This window comes from Bacillus sp. FSL W8-0640, from assembly GCF_038007725.1.
Classification (GTDB): Bacteria; Bacillota; Bacilli; order Bacillales; family Bacillaceae_G; genus Bacillus_A; species Bacillus_A cereus.
The window spans coordinates 375,065-393,256 of the sequence record NZ_JBBOXT010000001.1; the positions used below are offsets into that span (position 1 = coordinate 375,065).

Sequence of the window (18,192 nt, forward strand, 5' to 3'; positions counted from 1 at the left end):
AAGAGGAATTCTTAATTTAAGAATTCCTCATGTTTGTATTATTTACCAAGAAAGCTCTTCTTGAAGAAGTCTAGTTGGAAATCTAGTGTAAGTGGATCGTTGAAATAGAATTCCATCATGTTTGCTTCGTATACGCGATTATTTTTTACTGCTGGGATGTTTTTATATGATTCTGTCTCTTGGAATGAGTTATCAGTATCTTTGTTTTTACTTACGATTAAGTAATCACCAGCAAACTCAGGTAATACCTCAGTAGATAATGCGTAGTAACCTTCTTTTAATGCTTTTTCTTTTACTTTTTCAGGCATTTTTAATTTCATTTCTTGGTACAGAATTTCTGTTCCGCGGCCCCAGTTTTCGCCGTATACATAAAGCTGTTTGTTGAAGTTTTCTACAACAGAAACTGTTGCATCTTCACCGATTTTTGCTTTAATTTCTTTACCAGCGTCTTGTGCACGTTTCTTGAAGTCATCAACCCAAGTTTTTGCTTCTTTTTCTTTGTTTAATAACTTACCGATTTCTAAATGCTGTGTTAAGTAATCAACTTTTCCGTAAGTGTATGTTACAGTAGGAGCGATTTTCTTTAACTTATCAGCATTTTTAATATTTGATAAACCAATGATTAAATCTGGATTTAGTTCAGCGATTTTTTCAACGTTTTCATCTGATACTTCAGCGACATCTTTCAGTTTGCTATCAAAACGTGGGTTTTGTTTAGACCATGAATCTACCCCAACAAGATTTACGCCTAATGACATTACGTTACCAGCGAATGATGATAAAACAACAACGCGTTTTGGATTTGCAGGAACTTCTACTTTACCATTTTCAGATTGGTATGTAATTGTTTCTGAGTTACTACCTTTTGCATCATTCTTTTTGTTTGTAGAGCCATTGCTACAAGCGCTCATAACAAGAACGAAAAGGACTGTTAGTGAAATAAATAACTTTTTCATCGTCTTTCTCCTTTAACATAGATGATATGTGTATACAATAATTTGTTTAACTGTAATCTTTTTGAAATAGTAGTGGTAATGCAAAATAATTTATTAAAAATCTTGAATATGAGATTTTATAATATAGTAATAACCATATTAATGAAAGAAGATGTAATCTCAAATTTGCTAATTATTAACAAAATGATAATGATTATCACTATTGATTCTTTAAATAATATAATTTTATATAGGTGTATTGTCAATAGTAATTTTGATTGTAAATTTTGCGGAAACAGGTTATATTTTATTGAGAATGATAATCAATGATTAGTAGCTGAGGAGTGAGCATGAATGAATCGAGAAGAATTGTTTGATGTAACCGTGATAGGCGGAGGACCTGCAGGGCTTTATTCAGCTTTTTATAGTGGACTCAGAGAAATGAAAACGAAAATAATAGAATTTCAACCACATTTAGGTGGAAAAATACATGTGTATCCGGAAAAAATGATTTGGGATGTAGGAGGACTATTACCAGTTACAGGTGATAAGTTAATTGAACAACTTGTACAGCAAGGGTTAACATTTAAGCCAGAAGTTGTATTAGATACAAAAGTGGAATCAATTATTCGTAATCAAGATGGTACTTTTACATTAAAAACAAGTACTGGGGAAGAACACTTTTCAAAAACAGTTATCGTCGCAACAGGAAGTGGTATATTGAAACCGCAAAAGTTATCTATTGAGGGTGCTGAGCGATTTGAAGTATCAAATTTAAATTATACAGTTAAATCTTTAAAGCGTTTTAAAGGTAAAACAGTTATTATTTCCGGTGGAGGCAATTCTGCTGTTGATTGGGCAAATGAATTAGAACCAATTGCGAAAAAAGTGTATGTAACCTATAGAAAAGAAGAATTATCTGGTCATGAAGCACAAGTAAAACAACTTATGAACAGCTCAGCGGAGTGTTTCTTTAATACATCGATTACAAAATTAATTGCTGGTGATAATCATGAAGCGATCGAATATGTAGAATTAACAAATCATGAAACAGGTGAGGTTTCTCATTTACCTATTGATGAAGTTATTATTAATCATGGATATGAACGCGACATTACATTATTAGAAAATAGTGAGTTAGACGTTGCAATTATAGATAATTATTATATTGCAGGTAATGCAAATAGTGAGTCTTCAGTAGATGGATTATATGCTGCTGGAGATATTTTAAAGCACGAAGGGAAACTACACTTAATTGCAGGTGCATTCCAAGATGCTGGAAATGCTGTGAATAAAGCAAAACAATTTATCCAACCAAATGCAAGTGAGTATGGAATGGTTTCTTCTCATAATGAAGTATTTAAGAAGAGAAATCGCGAACTGATTAAGCAGATGATGAAATAATAAGGAACAAGTATACCCCCACGTATTTCTCTATTCCAATGGATGAGAGATGTACGTGGGGGTTTTCCTGTTTACTATATTTTCTATCATTATAATGACACCGGTTTCATCAGTTCATATGATATGAACATTTTATTGGTAAAGCATCCTAGAAAACAATTTAGCTATGTTTTGCTTACGCAGAACATGGCTAAATTACGCTGTCCCTTTAGCGCGTTCATTAGGAAATGGCATATTTAGTATAGAAGCAATATACTGTTTTCCATGCATTCGAGCTAATGATTCTAATATTTGGCGAACACGTTTTGTAAGATGACCTTGTTTTTTGATGGCTTCACAATATGCGTCATAGAAGGCATATTTAGCCCAAAGGAAATCATCTTGTTGGAATAAGAAATGATTTTTGTACCATTCACCAATTGTATGATAACAATTGTTTTCATGTATTGCTGTGCTTTGAGAAAGAAAACGATCAGATAAAGATACATTTAAATGAGAAATTGTGTTTTCTGTTTCAACTTGTAGTGTTTTTTCTAACATTGTAATGATGTGACGAGTAGCCATATGTTAACTCTCCTTTGTGTAAATGGGTAATACCATTCTATATTTAAAAAATTCTTACTATATAATACTATACAATATATGGAATGCATCTACCTGCTTTTTGAACTGCATTTACAAAATCTTTTTTATTTGTTTACAAAAATAAAGTAAAGTAAGATACAGTATAGATGAAAAAATAATAAAGGAATGAACGCATTGTATATAACAGTAGAAGAGACTGCGGAGTATTTGAATTTACCAAAATCGTATATTGAAGAGTTAATTCAGCAAAAGAAAATTCGTGCGCTATTCGATGGAGAGCAATATTTAGTAAATAAAGAACAATTTAATACACATTTAGAACAAATGGAGAAATATAAGCAATTAGTGGAAGAAATATTGAACGAACCAATTCCAGAAGATATGGATGTTAAAGACGAAGATTAAACTATGGAAAATCCCTTATGAAGATATGCAGAAATGTATATTCATAAGGGATTTTTTGTTTGAAGATATCAAAAACATAAGGAGTTCTTAGCCTTTCTTCAAATTTTGATAGGTAGTAGTCTACCATGTTAAAAGCATATTTTTTTCTAGCTAGGACAAACATAGAGAACGTAACCTGTACAGATACATATACTATCAGTGCAAAAGCTTATAAATTAATGGAAGGGGTTTTCTCGTGAGTTTATTTCATTGTGATTTTCTGAAAGACTTAATTGGATCTTTTGTGAGAGTAAACAGGGGTGGTCCAGAATCTCAAAAAGGGACAATAGTCGCTGTATGTTCGGATTACTTTGTATTAAAGAATGAAAAAGGAGAGCTCTATTACTATCAGATTCGTCATCTGAAAAGTATTACAAAAAATGCGAAAGATTGTAAAGCAGATGATTGCAGATGGTTGGAATGTGAATGTGAAGATGACTTTGAAAAGTTACTTCAAAGCTTCAAATATTGCTGGGTGAAAATTAATCGTGGTGGCCCAGAGAAAGTTGAAGGTATTTTACAAGATGTTTCTTGTGAATTTGTGACACTAATTGTAAAAGAAGAAGTTATATTAGTTGCAGTATCTCATATTAAGAGTGTAACAGTACCTTGTAGAGAGAGCGAAGAAAGCGAAAGTGAAAGCGAAAGTGAAAGTAATAATTCAGGTCGAGCTCGCGCACAAAGACAGTCAAGAAGAGGAAGATAATAAGAAAGGAGGATATAAATTTGGAAAGTATATTATGCTGTGAACAAATTAAAGGCTTAGTCGGTGAGACTGTAAAAGTAAATCTTCGTGGACCAGAGAGTCGAGTGGGGGTACTTGTATCGTTAGGAAGAGATTACCTTACATTACAACTTCCTCTTGGTGAATTAGTATATTACCAATTGAAACATGTGAAAAGTCTAGTTAAGAAAGTGAAAGAAAGTAAATGTGGCGATGGCTATGTTTCATGTTTCTGCTCTGATGATGATACTTTTGTCGATGTATTACGTGACTTGAAGTATAAGTGGGTAAAGATTAATCGTGGCGGCCCAGAGTGTGTAGAAGGCTTATTAAGTGAAGTGCATGAAGAATGTATTACGCTAGTAAACGGTGATGAAGTTATTTATATCATTAATTATCATATTAAGAGTGTGAGTCAAGTAGTGAAATGTAAAAAGAATGAAGATGAATAATGTTTAATAAATAAGAGGGGCATTATGAGGGAAAGAGAAGAACAATTTCTTATTTCGATAGTATGAAAAGGAATTACTTACTATTAAGACAGAACATTGCCCTGATTATTTTTTTGAAATGGAAGATAGTAAAGCTGAAATTCATAGGAAGGAGGATATAGATGAATGAGTTAAACAAAAGTATTGGGGAAAATATATATGTTAAATTAATCGGTGAAAAAAGGTTTAAAGGTATATTAATAGACGTAGGAAATGACATTATTGTTCTTTACAATGGACAAGACTATGTATATATATCTTTATATCATGTACAATACTATAAATTTTTAAGAGCACATGACGAAGACATACTAAAACCAGATGTTGATTCTGTAATTAAGAGGGAATCCCCTTCAATTTCTTTGAGAAAAGTATTAAGTACTTCTAAAGGGATTTTTACAGAAGTTTATGTAGCAGGAAATGCTCCAATACATGGTTATGTTACAAGTGTGATGAACGACTATATTGTTTTTTATAGTCCGGTTTATAAAACGGTATATATATCTTTAAAGCATTTAAAATGGTTAATTCCGTATAAAGAAAACCAAGTACCGTATGCCCTCAATAAAAATGAACTCCCCGTAAATCCGTTAAATATTACGTTAGCTAGAACGTTTGAAGAACAGCTTATTAAAATGGCTGGGAAAATTATGGTGTTCGATTTAGGTGAGGAGTCCAATAAAATTGGAAAAATGGCGAAAATTGATGAAGGTCATATTGAAATATCAAAAGCACGTGATGCAAAAATGTATGTGAATATTCAACATGTAAAATCCGTCCATTGTCCGTAGATTAGTTGAAAGGGCTGGCTTTTTCTTTTATCCGGAGAAGAAAAGGTCGAGCCTATTTGTTTTAGTTTAATTTGAATATGAGGGGAAAATGAATTGAATATAAACATAGTATAGTGTGATTTTTTAAAAGGTAACTTTGCACTAACTTATAAAAATTGTGTACGAGCTATCTTTTTATGTATTCAATTTATTTTTTGAGGAGGAGCTGCTCAACTAATTTATTAAAGGGGTTTTGTTTGTGGAGCAGTTTCCGAATTCGTTATCAATTACATTGCTTGGTAGTGCTGGTGGAGCAGCAAAAGCAGTTTTAGCAATTTTAAATCAAGCGATAGCAAATGAAAAAGATCCAATTTATGAAGTATTAAAGAATGCTAAATTTCATTTGGTGGATATAAAACAAAAAGATAGGAATTATTACGATGAGTTGTTTTCGAATTTGAAAGATCAATTATATTTATATGAGATAAACCTTCAAAATGTAGTGGAATTTAAACAACATTTAAAAGAAAAAAGTACGAGTGTTGTGATTGATGTTTCAGGGGCAGATACAGTTAGAGTATTAAGCTGCTGTAATGAATTAGGAATTTGTTATATTAATTCAGCCTTGGAAAATGAAGCAGTAGATCAGGACGACAGCTTAATCGGCTTTCAGCTTACGGAAAGATATACAAGGTTTGAGAAGGAGAAAGAGAAATTTACAAATACAAAAGCGATTATAGGTTCAGGTATGAATCCAGGTGTTGTTCAATGGATGGTTGTTGAGCTTATGAAGGAACGACCAAATGAAAGGCCAAGAGCATGTTATATTGTAGAACATGACACGTCGTTTTTGCATGATACAGCACTTATAAAGCCACATACACTTTATGCTTCATGGGCAGTAGAGCGATTTTTAGATGAAGCAATCTGGAGTTATCCGATGTATATGAGTCATCATCGGCCTCTTTACTTTTATGAAGATGTATATGCTTCAGAGTATAAAGTGAAGTTAGGAGAAAAAGAATTCTATGGTTGTTTAATGCCACATGAGGAAGTATTAATTTTAGGGAAAAACTTCAATATGGAAGTTGGTTTTCTTTACCGAATTAATGAGTATACAACAAATATAATTAGACAGAACTTAGATCAAGTAGAAGATTTATGGAACTGGAATCGTAAAGTGTTTAATCCAGCGGAAGAAGAGGTTGCTGGAGAGGACTTGGTCGGTGTGTTACTCGTTTATGAAAATAGTGAGACATATATGTATAATGTAATGAATAGTAGCCAAGTTTTTCGTAAATATAAAACGAATGCAACGTATTTTCAGGTAGGGTGCGGAATTTATGCGGGCTTGTCTAGTTTACTTTTAGATCAATTTGAACAAGGTGCTTATTACGTCGAGGAGTTGTTATTAAATACAGAAAGTAAGTACGGTGAGTATTTAAATTTATATATGAAGGATTTTGTAATAGGGCATAATAATTTTACTGATGGATTGTTACATGATAGGGTAAGGTGGATATAAGTTGTTACTAAAAGGAAGGAGAGATCTCCTTCCTTTTAGTATTATAAGGTTAAATATTGCCCTGAAAGCAATTTCATACTTATACTTTAAGGAGATAACAATGAAAGTTTTTTGTATCGATCAAGGGGAGTTTTTATATGAACAAATACAAGAGCTTGATTTATGAAGAAAGAAGAGCCTTAAAGGTATTTATATTATTATTTTATATTATATTCTTTTTATATGACGCTATATATTACTTTGTATATCCTGCTATGAATATTAGTGGAACAGCGGTAGGGTGGCCAGAAGGTAGTCTTGGGATAGGTGTGCCTATATTTGTAATAGCATTATTTCCTATTTCTATATATCTTCAAAAAAGAGGGTATGTATATTCTGTAAAATATTTATTTTTATTTGGATACATGTTTATCAATCTTGTTAATAATTTAATGATTTATTTGCGAACGGATAGACCTTTTGAACATGGTAGTATGGTAGAAATGTTGTTAATTTTATTTGCCCCAGTTTTCGTGAATAGAAAATACTTTTATTTAGTTTCCTTTAGTGTAATTGGAAAGTATGTATTTTTCACATTGCTATTACAAGATTTAAAAGTGATAATTCCACTTGTTTTATGTGTATTTTATTTCATTATTTCACATTCTTTATTAAAACGATTTCAATCTTATGTAAGAACAGTGGTTGAAATGATGAACAATATGAAAGAGACGGAAAATTTAGCTGTGATTGGGACTATGTCTACAACAATTGCCCATGAAATTCGAAATCCACTAACAGCGTTAAAAGGGTTTACGCAAATGCAAAAAGAAAGAAATCCAACTGATACGATGAGCTACGACATTATGCTACAAGAAATTGAAAGGGTTAATGGATTTGTTAGTGAATTGATGTTGTTAGGGAAACCAAAGCCAACAAATTATGAAAGGTGTAATATACGAGACACCCTTCTATATGTTGTGCATCTAATGGAAAGTTATGCAACGCAATATAGAGTTAAATGTAATTTACAAGTAGATGGAAATTTAACGGCTATAAACGGTGATGATAAGCAATTAAAACAAGTGTTATTAAATATCATTAAAAATGGAATAGAATCAATGCCAGAGGGTGGAGAAATTCATATCCGTGCATATCAAAAAACGCAAGGACATTTGTGTATTTCTGTTGAAGACCAAGGATGTGGTATAGAGAATGAGAAGTTAGAAAAAATCGGCAAGGCGTTTTACACAACAAAGGAGAATGGTACAGGACTTGGATTAATGATTACATATAAAATTATTAAGGAACATCAAGGGAGTATCACGATCCAAAGTAGTCTAGGAGTAGGAACGAAAGTAGAAATTTTTCTGCCGACCGTTTAATGTATTTGAGAAAAGATTTTTCAGAAAAGTGTTCTTGTTGTGTAAATATAAACATTTTATAAAATGTTTCAAGAAGGGTTTTTTTTATAAAATACTTCGTTTATAATGGAGGAAAATATCGACATGAGATTGATTGCTCATGTAACGGTTCAGTAGTGTTATGAAAAGGTAAGAAGGGGTGCACGCGCATCCTTTTTTCTATGCAGATATTATGAAAGAGGTGGTATGATGGAATTAACATTAAATTCGACTGTATGTTTACACACGATTCAATTTCGAAAAGAGCAAAAGAATTATACTGTAAAAGACACAATTACAGGAGAAAAATATGAAATGCCGCCACTTTGGATTGATGCATTGGCAATGATGCGTGACGGTTTTTTATTGGGGGAAATTGAGGAGAAATTAAAAGAAGAGTATCCATCCGAAGAAGTGAATATGTTAGCATTCACGAAGCAACTGTTAGAACTAGAACTTGTTGAAATGGTAGATGGGGAAGAAATAGCTTGTACAAAGAAGAAAGAGAAGGATTATTTAGCTTGGTTACGTCCTCATGTTGAGCAATTCTTTCTTAATTTAAATAAAAAAAATAGAAGCAAAGGTCAATGATGATCTTTGCTTTTTTGTATAGTTTGTTTAAAAAATTACAGCAAATGCTCTTGCAAAAGCACCGTCGCTATCTTTAATTTTTAAAGGTGCTGCTGAGAAGAAGAAACGTTTCGTGTGAATGGCATCTAAGTTTGTTAAGTTTTCGATTAAATAAATATTATTCCCAAGTAGTATGTGATGAATTGGTGATGTTTCTGTCGTTACCTCATCAGGAGAAATAAAATCTAAACCGACAGATTTTACTTTTAATTGTACTAGTTCCTCGGCTAATTCTTCAGAAAGATAAAAAGCTTCTTTCTCATACGCCTCTGTATTCCATTTAGTAGATAGATTGGAATGGAAAATAACAATATCTCCTTCTTTTATATCGGCATCGTCCAGTACTTCTTTAGGTAGTTTTCGTTCTTGTACATGAGTTACATCAATAAGAACCGCTTCGCCTACAAATTGATTTAGGGGTAATTGATCGATGGTCGTTGCGCCTGAAATAAAATGCGCAGGAGCATCACAATGCGTGCCAACATGAACGACAGAATGAAAATCTGTAACTTGATAGCCTGATTCTTCAACACTTGTAACAGCTTCTAGTTGTATTTTAGGTGTTCCAGGAAATTGAGACATATTATTTTCAAATGTTTGCGATAAATCAATTACTTTCATTTTACATACCTCCAATATATGTTTTTCAAATAATAAAAAGCTCACCCTTCAATATCAAGAAAGGTGAGCTTTACATGCTAGTTGAGTTTTATCTTCCAAAATGCAATGCATTTTGCAGGAATTAGCACCTATTCAGTTCGTATAAACTGAGGTTGCTGGGCTTCAAAGGGCCGGTCCCTCTGCCTCTCTTGATAAAGAAGTATTTAATTTTGAAATCGGAATTTTCCGATAGTTAAATTGTAATTCATTTCCTTTTTGCGTGCAATACAAAATAGGTATTCACCCAAATAAAGCTACGCGCATATTGTAGCTTATGTAAATACAATGCTGCGAAGGAGTGAGTGCAGTGACAGGAAATGTATTGAATTATTATGCTGGTGGTAATACAGCTAGGGGATTTCATAATTTATATGAAGAGAATTTAAAAGGGTTAGACAGATTATTTATCTTAAAGGGTGGTCCAGGAACGGGGAAATCTTCTTTAATAAAGGCCATCGGTCGTGAATGGGTTGAAAAAGGATATGATATTGAATTTTTACATTGTTCTTCTGACAATAAATCGGTTGATGGTGTAATTATCCCAAAATTAAAAGTAGGAATTGTTGATGGGACATCACCACATGTAATTGAGCCCAAAATGCCAGGAGTTGTTGAAGAGTATATAAATTTAGGAATTGCTTGGGACTCAGATAAATTAAGGAAGCAGAAGTTAGAAATTGAAAGATTTGTTTCAGAAGCAAGTAAAGCTTTTCAGTCTGCTTACGCACGTTTTAAAGAGGCATTGCTTATACATGATGAGTGGGAGAAGATATATATTGATAATATAGATTTTAATAAAGCAAATGAACTAACCGATCAGCTAATCCAGAAATTATTTGCAGATAAAAGCGGGAGAAAATCGCTTGTAAAACATCGTTTTTTAGGAGCTGCTACACCGAAAGGAGCAGTTGATTTTGTTCCTAATTTAACAGAAGGGTTACCACATCGTTATTTTATAAAAGGGCGCCCAGGTTCTGGAAAATCAACGATGCTTAAAAAGTTAGCTAAGGCAGCTGAAGAAAAAGGGTTTGAAGTTGAAGTATATCATTGCGGATTTGACCCGAATAGTCTTGATATGGTTATCGTAAGAGAATTAGGCTTTGCAATTTTTGATAGCACCGCACCGCATGAATATTTTCCAAGTCGTGAGGGTGATGAAATTATTGATATGTATGCCCTTATTGTTACGCCAGGGACTGATGAGAAATATGCGAAGGAAATTCGTGATGTTTCCATTCAGTATAAAGCAAAAATGAATGAGGCAATGTCTTTCTTAGCGAAAGCAAAATCGGTTCGTGATAAATTAGAACGAATTTATATTGCTGCTATGGATTTTTCAATAGTAGATGCATATAAAGAGGAGATTCAAAAAGAGTTTGAACGAATTGCTGCTACTGTAATTGAAAAGCAACAATAGAAGTTTTATTAGGCTGTCAGTAATTTCTGACAGTTTTTTTAGTATGTAGTAAAATTAATAGTGTATTGTCGAATTTCCAAGGAAATAATCAAAAAATGGAGATGTTATGAAATGAGAGAGAAAATCGAGTTGGAGTTAGAAAGAATTGAAAAAGAGAATGATGTGAAAATTTTGTTTGCGGTGGAATCAGGGAGTCGTGCTTGGGGGTTTCCATCGAAAGATAGCGATTATGATGTTAGGTTTGTTTATATACATCCGGTAGAATGGTATTTATCAATTCATGACAAACGAGATGTAATTGAATATCCAATTAGTGATGATTTAGATATAAGTGGTTGGGATATTAAAAAGGCGTTGCAACTATTCGCGAAGTCGAACCCAGCTTTACTTGAGTGGATTCGATCACCAATTTTTTATTCGAAAAACTCTAATTTTCCAGAACTACTTCAACAGATGAGTGAGAAGAATTTTGATCCAAAAGCAACGATATATCATTATTTACATATGGCGTCGAAAAATTATCGTGAATTTTTGCAAGGTGAGAATGTAAAGCTGAAAAAGTACTTTTATGTATTACGTCCTATTTTAGCTTGTAAGTGGCTAGAAGAGAAAGCAACTTTACCACCTGTAGAATTTGATCGATTGATTACAGAATTACCATTAGAACGTAGTGTATTAGATGAGATTGAAAAGTTGTTAATAAAGAAAAAAGCAGGTACTGAATTAGATGTTGGATTGAAAATTAAGGTGCTAAATCAATTTTTAGAAGAACAAATTCATTACTATGGGCAATATGTAAAAGGAATTGAAAAGGGATCAGGGATCGATATTGAAATTTTAAATACACTATTTCGAGACATGCTGTTTGAAGCATATGAAAAAGAGCACAAGTAAGTTTGTGCTCTTTTTATTTTGTAGGAATGAAGAAAACAGATATAGCTGCGATAAGACCTGCAAAGGAGAATAAGTAAAAATTCCATGCTAAGTCATATTGCATTGTCATAATAATACCGATGAGAATAGGGCCAGCAATTGCACCAACTCGGCCAAGTCCCAGTCCCCAGCCTAAGGAGGTAGCTCGGATATGTGATGGGAAGTATTGTGTTACATATGCATTTAATATTTGAGTAATACCGACCGATCCAATACCAGCAAGGCCAATTAAAAGATAAATGATTGTAACAGATGGCTTAATTGTTAATAGTCCGATACATATGGCTGCCATAAGATAAGAGATGCTAATAACAATTTTTGCGCCTATACGATCAGCAATTGCTCCAGCGAATAACGCACCAACAGCTGCGGTAATATTTAGCATAAGTAGAAAAGACAGACTAGATCCAAGAGGATATCCCGCCTGGCGCATCATCTGTGGTAACCAAGTATTTAAACCGTATATTAAAAACATTCCCATTATATAAGTGATCCAAAAAAGTAGTGTTGCTTTTATGTATTCTTTTGAGAATAAAGTAAAAAATCCATTTTTCTTTCGTATAGTAGATGGAGCTTGATGAGTTTTATTTTTTACATGAAATTCAATTTGAAAACGATTAAGAATTTGGTTCACTTCTTCTTGGCGATTACGTGATAATAAAAATTGAATGGACTCAGGTAAATAGCGAATAATGAAAGGAATGAGGAGTAGTGGAATCATTCCGATACCAAACATAATTCTCCATCCGAAATCTTCTAACATAAACATAGACAAAATAGCACCTAATACGATACCTAAAGGATAGCCAGTAAACATAAGAGCATAAATAAAAGATTGCCTTTTTTTTGGTGAATATTCAACAGTAAGTGCTGAAGCCGTTGGGATAACACCGCCTAATCCGATTCCTCCTATAAATCGAGATAATCCAAATAACTCAGGAGAAGAAGCGATAGCCGCTAAACCCATTGTGATAGAAAAAAGTGCTAAACAGCATATAAGCGTCCATTTACGCCCAATTAGATCTGTAATCGTTCCAACTAGAATAGCCCCAATAAACATCCCAAATAAAGCATAGCTTGCAATTGTACCAGCGTGCGCTGGTGATAGCGCCCAGCTTTTGTCTTCTAGGAGCTTTGGTAGAACGGCACCGTAAATACCTAAATCATATCCATCAGCTAAAATGGCTAGCCAACAAATAAAAACAACAAGTTTTGTAATAGAGCTTGAAAAGATAGTTTCTGTAGATTCTAGATGAGGTGGAGCTGAAGGTTGCATAATATTCACCCCTTTTAATTTGTAGATGAATATATTATTTTATTTAATGTTAATATTTTCCTTCCTGTGTCGAAATTTATCTGAACAGGTTTTATAACAAATAAAGAAGTTCAACCGTAATTCTGTTGAACTTCTTTATTTGTTTACTCATTATCAACGCGTTTTAACGGTTGATCTGCTGGGCCTTCAAGAACGTCTCCCTCAATTGAAAAACGAGAACCATGGCAAGGACAATCCCAAGTACAATCACCATTATTCCATTCAACTTCACAGCCGAGATGTGTACAAGTTGTATCGACGATATGTAATTTTCCTTCTTTGTCCTTATAAGCACCTGCTCGTTTACCGTTAACATGTACGACAGATCCTTCACCAACTTCGAGATCTTCTGGCTTACGTAATGCGGTTTCAATCTTTCCTTCAATTAAATGTTTCGCAACATCAATGTTCTGGGAGAGGAACGTTTTTATATCTGGATTTGCATGGAAGCGTGATGGTGCATACAGTTCTTTATAGGGACTGTGGACTTTTAGGATGGAGTCCTTCAGTAGGTGAGCGGCAGCAGTTCCAGTTGTCATGCCCCATTTGCGATATCCAGTTGCAACAAAGATATTTGGATTTCTTTCGTTAATATGTCCGATATAAGGAAGCTTATCTAGAGTGATTAAATCTTGTGCTGACCATCTATAAGGAACCTCGTCTATTCCAAAAGTTGCTTCAGCAAAAGAATAAAGTGCTTCATAATGAAGCATCGTATTTATTCCTTGTCCTGTTTTATGACTCTCTCCGCCAATCAAAATTAATTTTTCTCCATTGTTTGTTATATAGCGTAAGGAGCGCTTTGGATCATCAATACTTAAATACATGCCACCTGGATAATCCATTTTTGCTTTTATTGCAAGAGCGTAGGAGCGTTCTGCGTACATTCGCGTAAAGAAAAAGCTATTTGCATCATAAAAAGGAAAATGTGAACAAGAGACGACATATTCACAAGTGATATGATGGCCCTCTTTTGTAATTATTTGTGGATGATCTCCCTTTTCCACATCCATAGCTGTTGTTTGTTCGTAGAGCTTTCCGCCCATCTCCACAAACTTTTCTAAAAGTGTTTTTAAATAAAGAAGGGGATGGAATTGTGCTTGATTTTTCATTATAAGCGCAGATTGTACTGGAATAGGAATCGATAGAGATTGAACATAGTCACAAGGTATATTTAATTTTTGATAAGCTTCATATTCTTTCGATAAATTTCTTAATCCGTTATCGGTAGTTGTATATAAATATGAATCTTCATTTGAGAAATTACAGTCGATTTTATATGTTTGAACAGTTTCATTTATGAATTGTAGAGCCTGATTATTTGATTCATAGTAAAGCCCGGCCTTTTCTACACCGAAATGGTTTATTAATTCATCATAAATAAGATCATGTTGTGCTGTTACTTTCGCTGTTGTATGCCCAGTCGTTCCGTTTAAAATACGACCAGAATCAATTAAAACAACATCGATGCCTTCTTTTGCAAGTAAATAGGCAGTAGTAATACCTGTAATACCAGCACCGATAATAGCAACTTTTGTCTTTATATTTTCGGATAAACGAGGGAAAGTAGGAAACTGAGTAGATTCAATCCAATAAGATAGCGGCAGTTGTGGAAATGTATCACTTGTCATTGCGGAAACCTCCTGATTTTAGAACAATTTTCCTTTTAATATTTCCATAATATATGAAATTCATGTGTGTTGTTTTAGAAGTAGTCTATTTTTATTAAAAGAGGTTATAAATTATTTTAATATAATTAATTAGATGGGGCATTATGAAGTGGTAGGATTTATATAAAACTAAATTCAAGTGATTCTGTTTGTTGATTACATAGGGAGTTATTGAATGAGATAGAGTCTATGGCGTTTAAGAAAATGTCTATATATAGTGGGTAAATCCTTATGGAATCTATACATTTTCTTTAGTGAAATAAAGTATGATTATAAAAATATAACCACCTTTTATTACTAGGTCATAAAAGGTGTTGACAATATAGAAATTCTATTGTTATGATTCATCATGTGGAAAGGTTGATAGAGAGTAAAAAGAGAAATGTTTTTCATTGATAATAAAAGCGAAAAATAAGTGACGATAGAGTGAGTATATTTTCCTTATAATAGATGCTTTTTGGATCATCTAGTAAAATCAATCTGGAAGCAAGAATTGATATATGTAAGTTGCGCAAGGCGCGGCATAAGAAAGGAGCAAAAGGATGAAGGAGCTTCATACGTTTGGGTGGTATGCAGCACGTGTATCACCACATTTGCCGAAAAAAGCATTTAAACCAGTGCCTACTCGTTTATTTGGTGGACTGGCTTATTTGCTTGTGGCATTGGCGGGGTTAATATCGATTGGTGTATTTGAATTGAATGTGTGGGCGAATCTAGGAATTGCGATTGTTCTTGGATTATGTTTTGCTTCACTTGGATTTTTAGGGCATGAAATTTTACATGGAACTGTTGTAAGAAAGGCATGGCTTCGTGACTTCTTAGGCGCGATTGCATTTATGCCATTATCAACAGGGCCAAAGCTTTGGAGAAAGTGGCATAATGCAACGCATCATGTTCATACACAGCATGAAGAGAATGATCCGGATGCATGGCCGACACTTGAGAAACTTAAGAAGAGTAAGTTTTTGAGTTGGGTATATCGTATGCCTTTACATGTACGTTCATTCTTTAGTTTTCTGTCACTAACAATTCAATTTACATTGCATTCGACTCGAATGTTCTTTCATTTTATAAAAGAGTTCAAGTCATCCAATCAAAAATCTGTATGGCTTCAACTTCTTTTGCCTTGGACAGTTTGGATTAGTTTATTGTTTATTATGGGACCTGGAAAATGGTTATTTGCATATGTCATTCCGTTGTTAATTGCTAACTTTATTGTAATGGCATATATCGCAACAAATCACCGCTTAAATCCAATTGTTCCAGTAAATGATCCGTTAGCAAACTGTTTGTCAGTAACAGTGCCGCGCTGGGTAGACGTTTTACATTTCAATTTCTCATATCATACAGAACATCATCTGTTTCCTGCTATGAGTTCTAAATACTATCCGTTAGTAAAAGAGAAGATTAAAGAAATGTGGCCGGAACGCTATCATGAGATGCCGATGACAAAAGCTTTGGCAGCGCTATGGAATACACCACGTGTGTATTATCAAGGAAGTGAATTAGTGGATCCGCATAGAGAGCATTTCTATGGTTCTTTAGGAAATGGACTAGATCCTCATAATATTTCATATCGTGAGGAACATATAGAGGAAGAAAAGAGTATTAAAAAAGTAAATCAGTAAAAATTAATATATTTTTGCAATGAAAAAGCAAGCCATCTCAGGCTTGCTTTTTCTTATAAAGAAACTTCCTTTTTGTTCTTTTTATGGAATTGGACGGAGTTAGTTTCTTTTCGTTGTAGTCGTTTTTCTAAGAGATTAACAAAATAAGTAAATAGAAGAACAAGTACGAGATAGTATACACCAACGATTATGTAAGTATCTAATTGTTGGAAGTTACCTGCTGCAATTGATAAACCTGATCCCCATAACTCGGACAGTCCTACGTAAGCGACAAGTGAAGAGTCTTTTAATCCGATAATAAATTGGTTTCCTAGAGGAGGAAGAGACAGACGAAATGCTTGTGGTAATATAATCCGGCGCATAGCTAAAGGGTAAGGCATACCTAAGGAGCGAGCGGCTTCCAATTGTCCCCGGTCGACGGATTGAATGGATCCTCGGAAAATTTCCGTAATATATGCACCGTTATGAATTGCTAAAGCGATTGCTCCTGCCCAAAAAGGGGAGAAAACAATGACAGATGTAATGCCAAAATAGAGAATTGCGATTTGAACGATTAAAGGTGTACCACGAATAATAGCAATATAGATATGAGCAATGCTATTTAAAACTTTGTTATTCGAGATCCGAAAGAAAGCAAATAATAATCCAATTAATGAACCGAGTACTAGGGAGGTTAATGTTAATTGTAATGTGACAATAGTAGCCTTTAAGAGTGTGGGATAGGTAGAGATAAAAATTTCAAACATGCGTTTCACCTCATATTGTATAGATTTTAGTAGAGAATGAAATGCCCCACATAAAATGAACATTTAATCAGTGGGGCACTGTTTATGAATCTTTTGAATGGCTAACTTACTTCGTTTTTTCCTCTTCACCGAGAATATTACGCCCGAACCATTTTTTACTGATCTTTTCATACGTACCATCTTTAATGATTTCATCTAACGCTTTATTTACTTTCTCAACCATTTCTTTATCATCTTTGCGAATAGCAATTCCCATTTCATCAAGATTTAATGGTTTTCCGGCTTCTTTTATATTCGATTTTCCTTCTTTTATCATACGTAGACCAACCATTTGATCCGTAATTACTGCATCAACACGCCCAGGCTCTAAATCCATAAGAGCAGTAATATCGCTGTCATATTCTGTGATTTGATCTGTATATTTTGCAACAAGATTTTTAAAGGTACTAGCTTTTACAACACCAATTTTCTTACCTTTTAAATCTTCTGGAGAAGAGATAGCGTTATTCTTTTTAGCTACAAAAATTTGGGCGCCAGAGCGATAGTACGGATTTGAGAAACTAACAGCTTTTAAGCGCTCCTCTGTAATTGCCATACTACCCAGTATTACATCATATTTCTTCGCTTGAAGACCTTGAATCAGCGTTTCCCATGGGTTTGTAACTGGCGTAGCCTTCATGTTCATCTTTTTAGCAAGAGCTTCACCGATTTCTACATCAAAACCGACAAGTTTGCCGTCATTTTCTTTATAGTTAAAAGGTTTGTATAATCCACTCATCGCATAGCGAAATTCTTTTTCACCATTTGTTGAAGTAGTAGAGCTTTCTTTGCTACAAGCTCCTAGTATGAAAGATGTACATAGTGTAATGCTCGCAACAATGGTTAATAGTTTTCTTTTCATAAAACCCCTCCTATATATTGATCATACGGATG

General features: G+C 33.8%; 18 protein-coding genes and 1 riboswitch. Of the genes, 11 read left to right on the plus strand and 7 right to left on the minus strand.

Features of this window, described 5'->3' with window-relative positions:
* Positions 1–38: 38 nt before the first annotated feature.
* Positions 39–956: an iron-hydroxamate ABC transporter substrate-binding protein gene (locus tag N2V80_RS02005; RefSeq protein ID WP_058839961.1), complete on the minus strand. Its 918-nt coding sequence runs from the start codon at positions 954–956 to the stop codon at positions 39–41.
* Positions 957–1,289: 333 nt separating this feature from the next.
* On the opposite strand from N2V80_RS02005, the gene N2V80_RS02010 reads away from it, so the two are divergent.
* A complete protein-coding gene (locus N2V80_RS02010; protein WP_061655981.1) occupies positions 1,290–2,339 on the plus strand; it encodes an NAD(P)/FAD-dependent oxidoreductase in 1,050 nt (349 codons plus the stop codon).
* 195 nt (positions 2,340–2,534) lie between these two features.
* Here N2V80_RS02010 and N2V80_RS02015 read toward each other — a convergent pair whose 3' ends face one another.
* Complete coding sequence (locus tag N2V80_RS02015) at positions 2,535–2,903, minus strand: hypothetical protein (protein ID WP_000235475.1); 369 nt, start codon at positions 2,901–2,903, stop codon at positions 2,535–2,537.
* A 186-nt stretch (positions 2,904–3,089) separates the two neighbouring features.
* Between N2V80_RS02015 and N2V80_RS02020 the strand changes: the two genes are divergently transcribed.
* The 7 genes from N2V80_RS02020 (at position 3,090) to N2V80_RS02050 (ending at position 8,851) form a co-directional block, all read left to right on the plus strand.
* Complete coding sequence (locus N2V80_RS02020) at positions 3,090–3,329, plus strand: helix-turn-helix domain-containing protein (protein ID WP_001998970.1); 240 nt, start codon at positions 3,090–3,092, stop codon at positions 3,327–3,329.
* 235 nt (positions 3,330–3,564) lie between these two features.
* Complete coding sequence (locus N2V80_RS02025) at positions 3,565–4,074, plus strand: hypothetical protein (protein WP_000051534.1); 510 nt, start codon at positions 3,565–3,567, stop codon at positions 4,072–4,074.
* Between the two features lie 20 nt (positions 4,075–4,094).
* Positions 4,095–4,544: a hypothetical protein gene (locus N2V80_RS02030; protein ID WP_000443836.1), complete on the plus strand. Its 450-nt coding sequence runs from the start codon at positions 4,095–4,097 to the stop codon at positions 4,542–4,544.
* A 161-nt stretch (positions 4,545–4,705) separates the two neighbouring features.
* Complete coding sequence (locus N2V80_RS02035; RefSeq protein WP_001004265.1) at positions 4,706–5,374, plus strand: hypothetical protein; 669 nt, start codon at positions 4,706–4,708, stop codon at positions 5,372–5,374.
* A gap of 238 nt (positions 5,375–5,612) precedes the next feature.
* Positions 5,613–6,878 (plus strand): hypothetical protein, encoded by a 1,266-nt coding sequence (locus N2V80_RS02040; protein ID WP_000434717.1) that lies wholly within the window; start codon positions 5,613–5,615, stop codon positions 6,876–6,878.
* Positions 6,879–7,015: 137 nt separating this feature from the next.
* The gene (locus N2V80_RS02045; RefSeq protein ID WP_001046107.1) at positions 7,016–8,242 is read left to right on the plus strand and encodes an ATP-binding protein; all 1,227 of its coding nucleotides are present in this window, start codon (positions 7,016–7,018) and stop codon (positions 8,240–8,242) included.
* A 228-nt stretch (positions 8,243–8,470) separates the two neighbouring features.
* Entirely contained in the window at positions 8,471–8,851 is a 381-nt protein-coding gene (locus N2V80_RS02050; RefSeq protein ID WP_000424119.1) for a hypothetical protein, read from the plus strand.
* A 27-nt stretch (positions 8,852–8,878) separates the two neighbouring features.
* Here the strand turns inward: N2V80_RS02050 and N2V80_RS02055 are convergent, their stop codons facing one another.
* Positions 8,879–9,511 (minus strand): cyclase family protein, encoded by a 633-nt coding sequence (locus N2V80_RS02055; RefSeq protein ID WP_000862985.1) that lies wholly within the window; start codon positions 9,509–9,511, stop codon positions 8,879–8,881.
* A gap of 85 nt (positions 9,512–9,596) precedes the next feature.
* Positions 9,597–9,709: riboswitch (SAM riboswitch) on the minus strand.
* Between the two features lie 148 nt (positions 9,710–9,857).
* On the opposite strand from N2V80_RS02055, the gene N2V80_RS02060 reads away from it, so the two are divergent.
* Together N2V80_RS02060 and N2V80_RS02065 are read left to right on the plus strand one after the other, a co-directional pair.
* A complete protein-coding gene (locus N2V80_RS02060; RefSeq protein ID WP_000147471.1) occupies positions 9,858–10,967 on the plus strand; it encodes a PRK06851 family protein in 1,110 nt (369 codons plus the stop codon).
* A gap of 111 nt (positions 10,968–11,078) precedes the next feature.
* On the plus strand, positions 11,079–11,861 hold the full coding sequence (locus N2V80_RS02065; RefSeq protein ID WP_001208232.1) for a nucleotidyltransferase domain-containing protein: 783 nt from the start codon (positions 11,079–11,081) through the stop codon (positions 11,859–11,861).
* A gap of 13 nt (positions 11,862–11,874) precedes the next feature.
* Here the strand turns inward: N2V80_RS02065 and N2V80_RS02070 are convergent, their stop codons facing one another.
* Positions 11,875–13,176, minus strand: coding sequence for an MFS transporter (locus tag N2V80_RS02070; protein WP_001183092.1), 1,302 nt, complete (start codon positions 13,174–13,176; stop codon positions 11,875–11,877).
* A 143-nt stretch (positions 13,177–13,319) separates the two neighbouring features.
* On the minus strand, positions 13,320–14,846 hold the full coding sequence (locus N2V80_RS02075; protein ID WP_000199976.1) for an FAD-dependent oxidoreductase: 1,527 nt from the start codon (positions 14,844–14,846) through the stop codon (positions 13,320–13,322).
* 581 nt (positions 14,847–15,427) lie between these two features.
* On the opposite strand from N2V80_RS02075, the gene N2V80_RS02080 reads away from it, so the two are divergent.
* Positions 15,428–16,513, plus strand: a complete 1,086-nt coding sequence (locus N2V80_RS02080) for a fatty acid desaturase family protein (protein WP_000661226.1) — start codon at positions 15,428–15,430, stop codon at positions 16,511–16,513.
* A gap of 53 nt (positions 16,514–16,566) precedes the next feature.
* Here the strand turns inward: N2V80_RS02080 and N2V80_RS02085 are convergent, their stop codons facing one another.
* Together N2V80_RS02085 and N2V80_RS02090 are read right to left on the minus strand one after the other, a co-directional pair.
* Positions 16,567–17,322: an amino acid ABC transporter permease gene (locus N2V80_RS02085; RefSeq protein ID WP_002004337.1), complete on the minus strand. Its 756-nt coding sequence runs from the start codon at positions 17,320–17,322 to the stop codon at positions 16,567–16,569.
* 43 nt (positions 17,323–17,365) lie between these two features.
* Positions 17,366–18,160: an ABC transporter substrate-binding protein gene (locus N2V80_RS02090; RefSeq protein WP_000823768.1), complete on the minus strand. Its 795-nt coding sequence runs from the start codon at positions 18,158–18,160 to the stop codon at positions 17,366–17,368.
* Positions 18,161–18,192 lie beyond the last annotated feature (32 nt).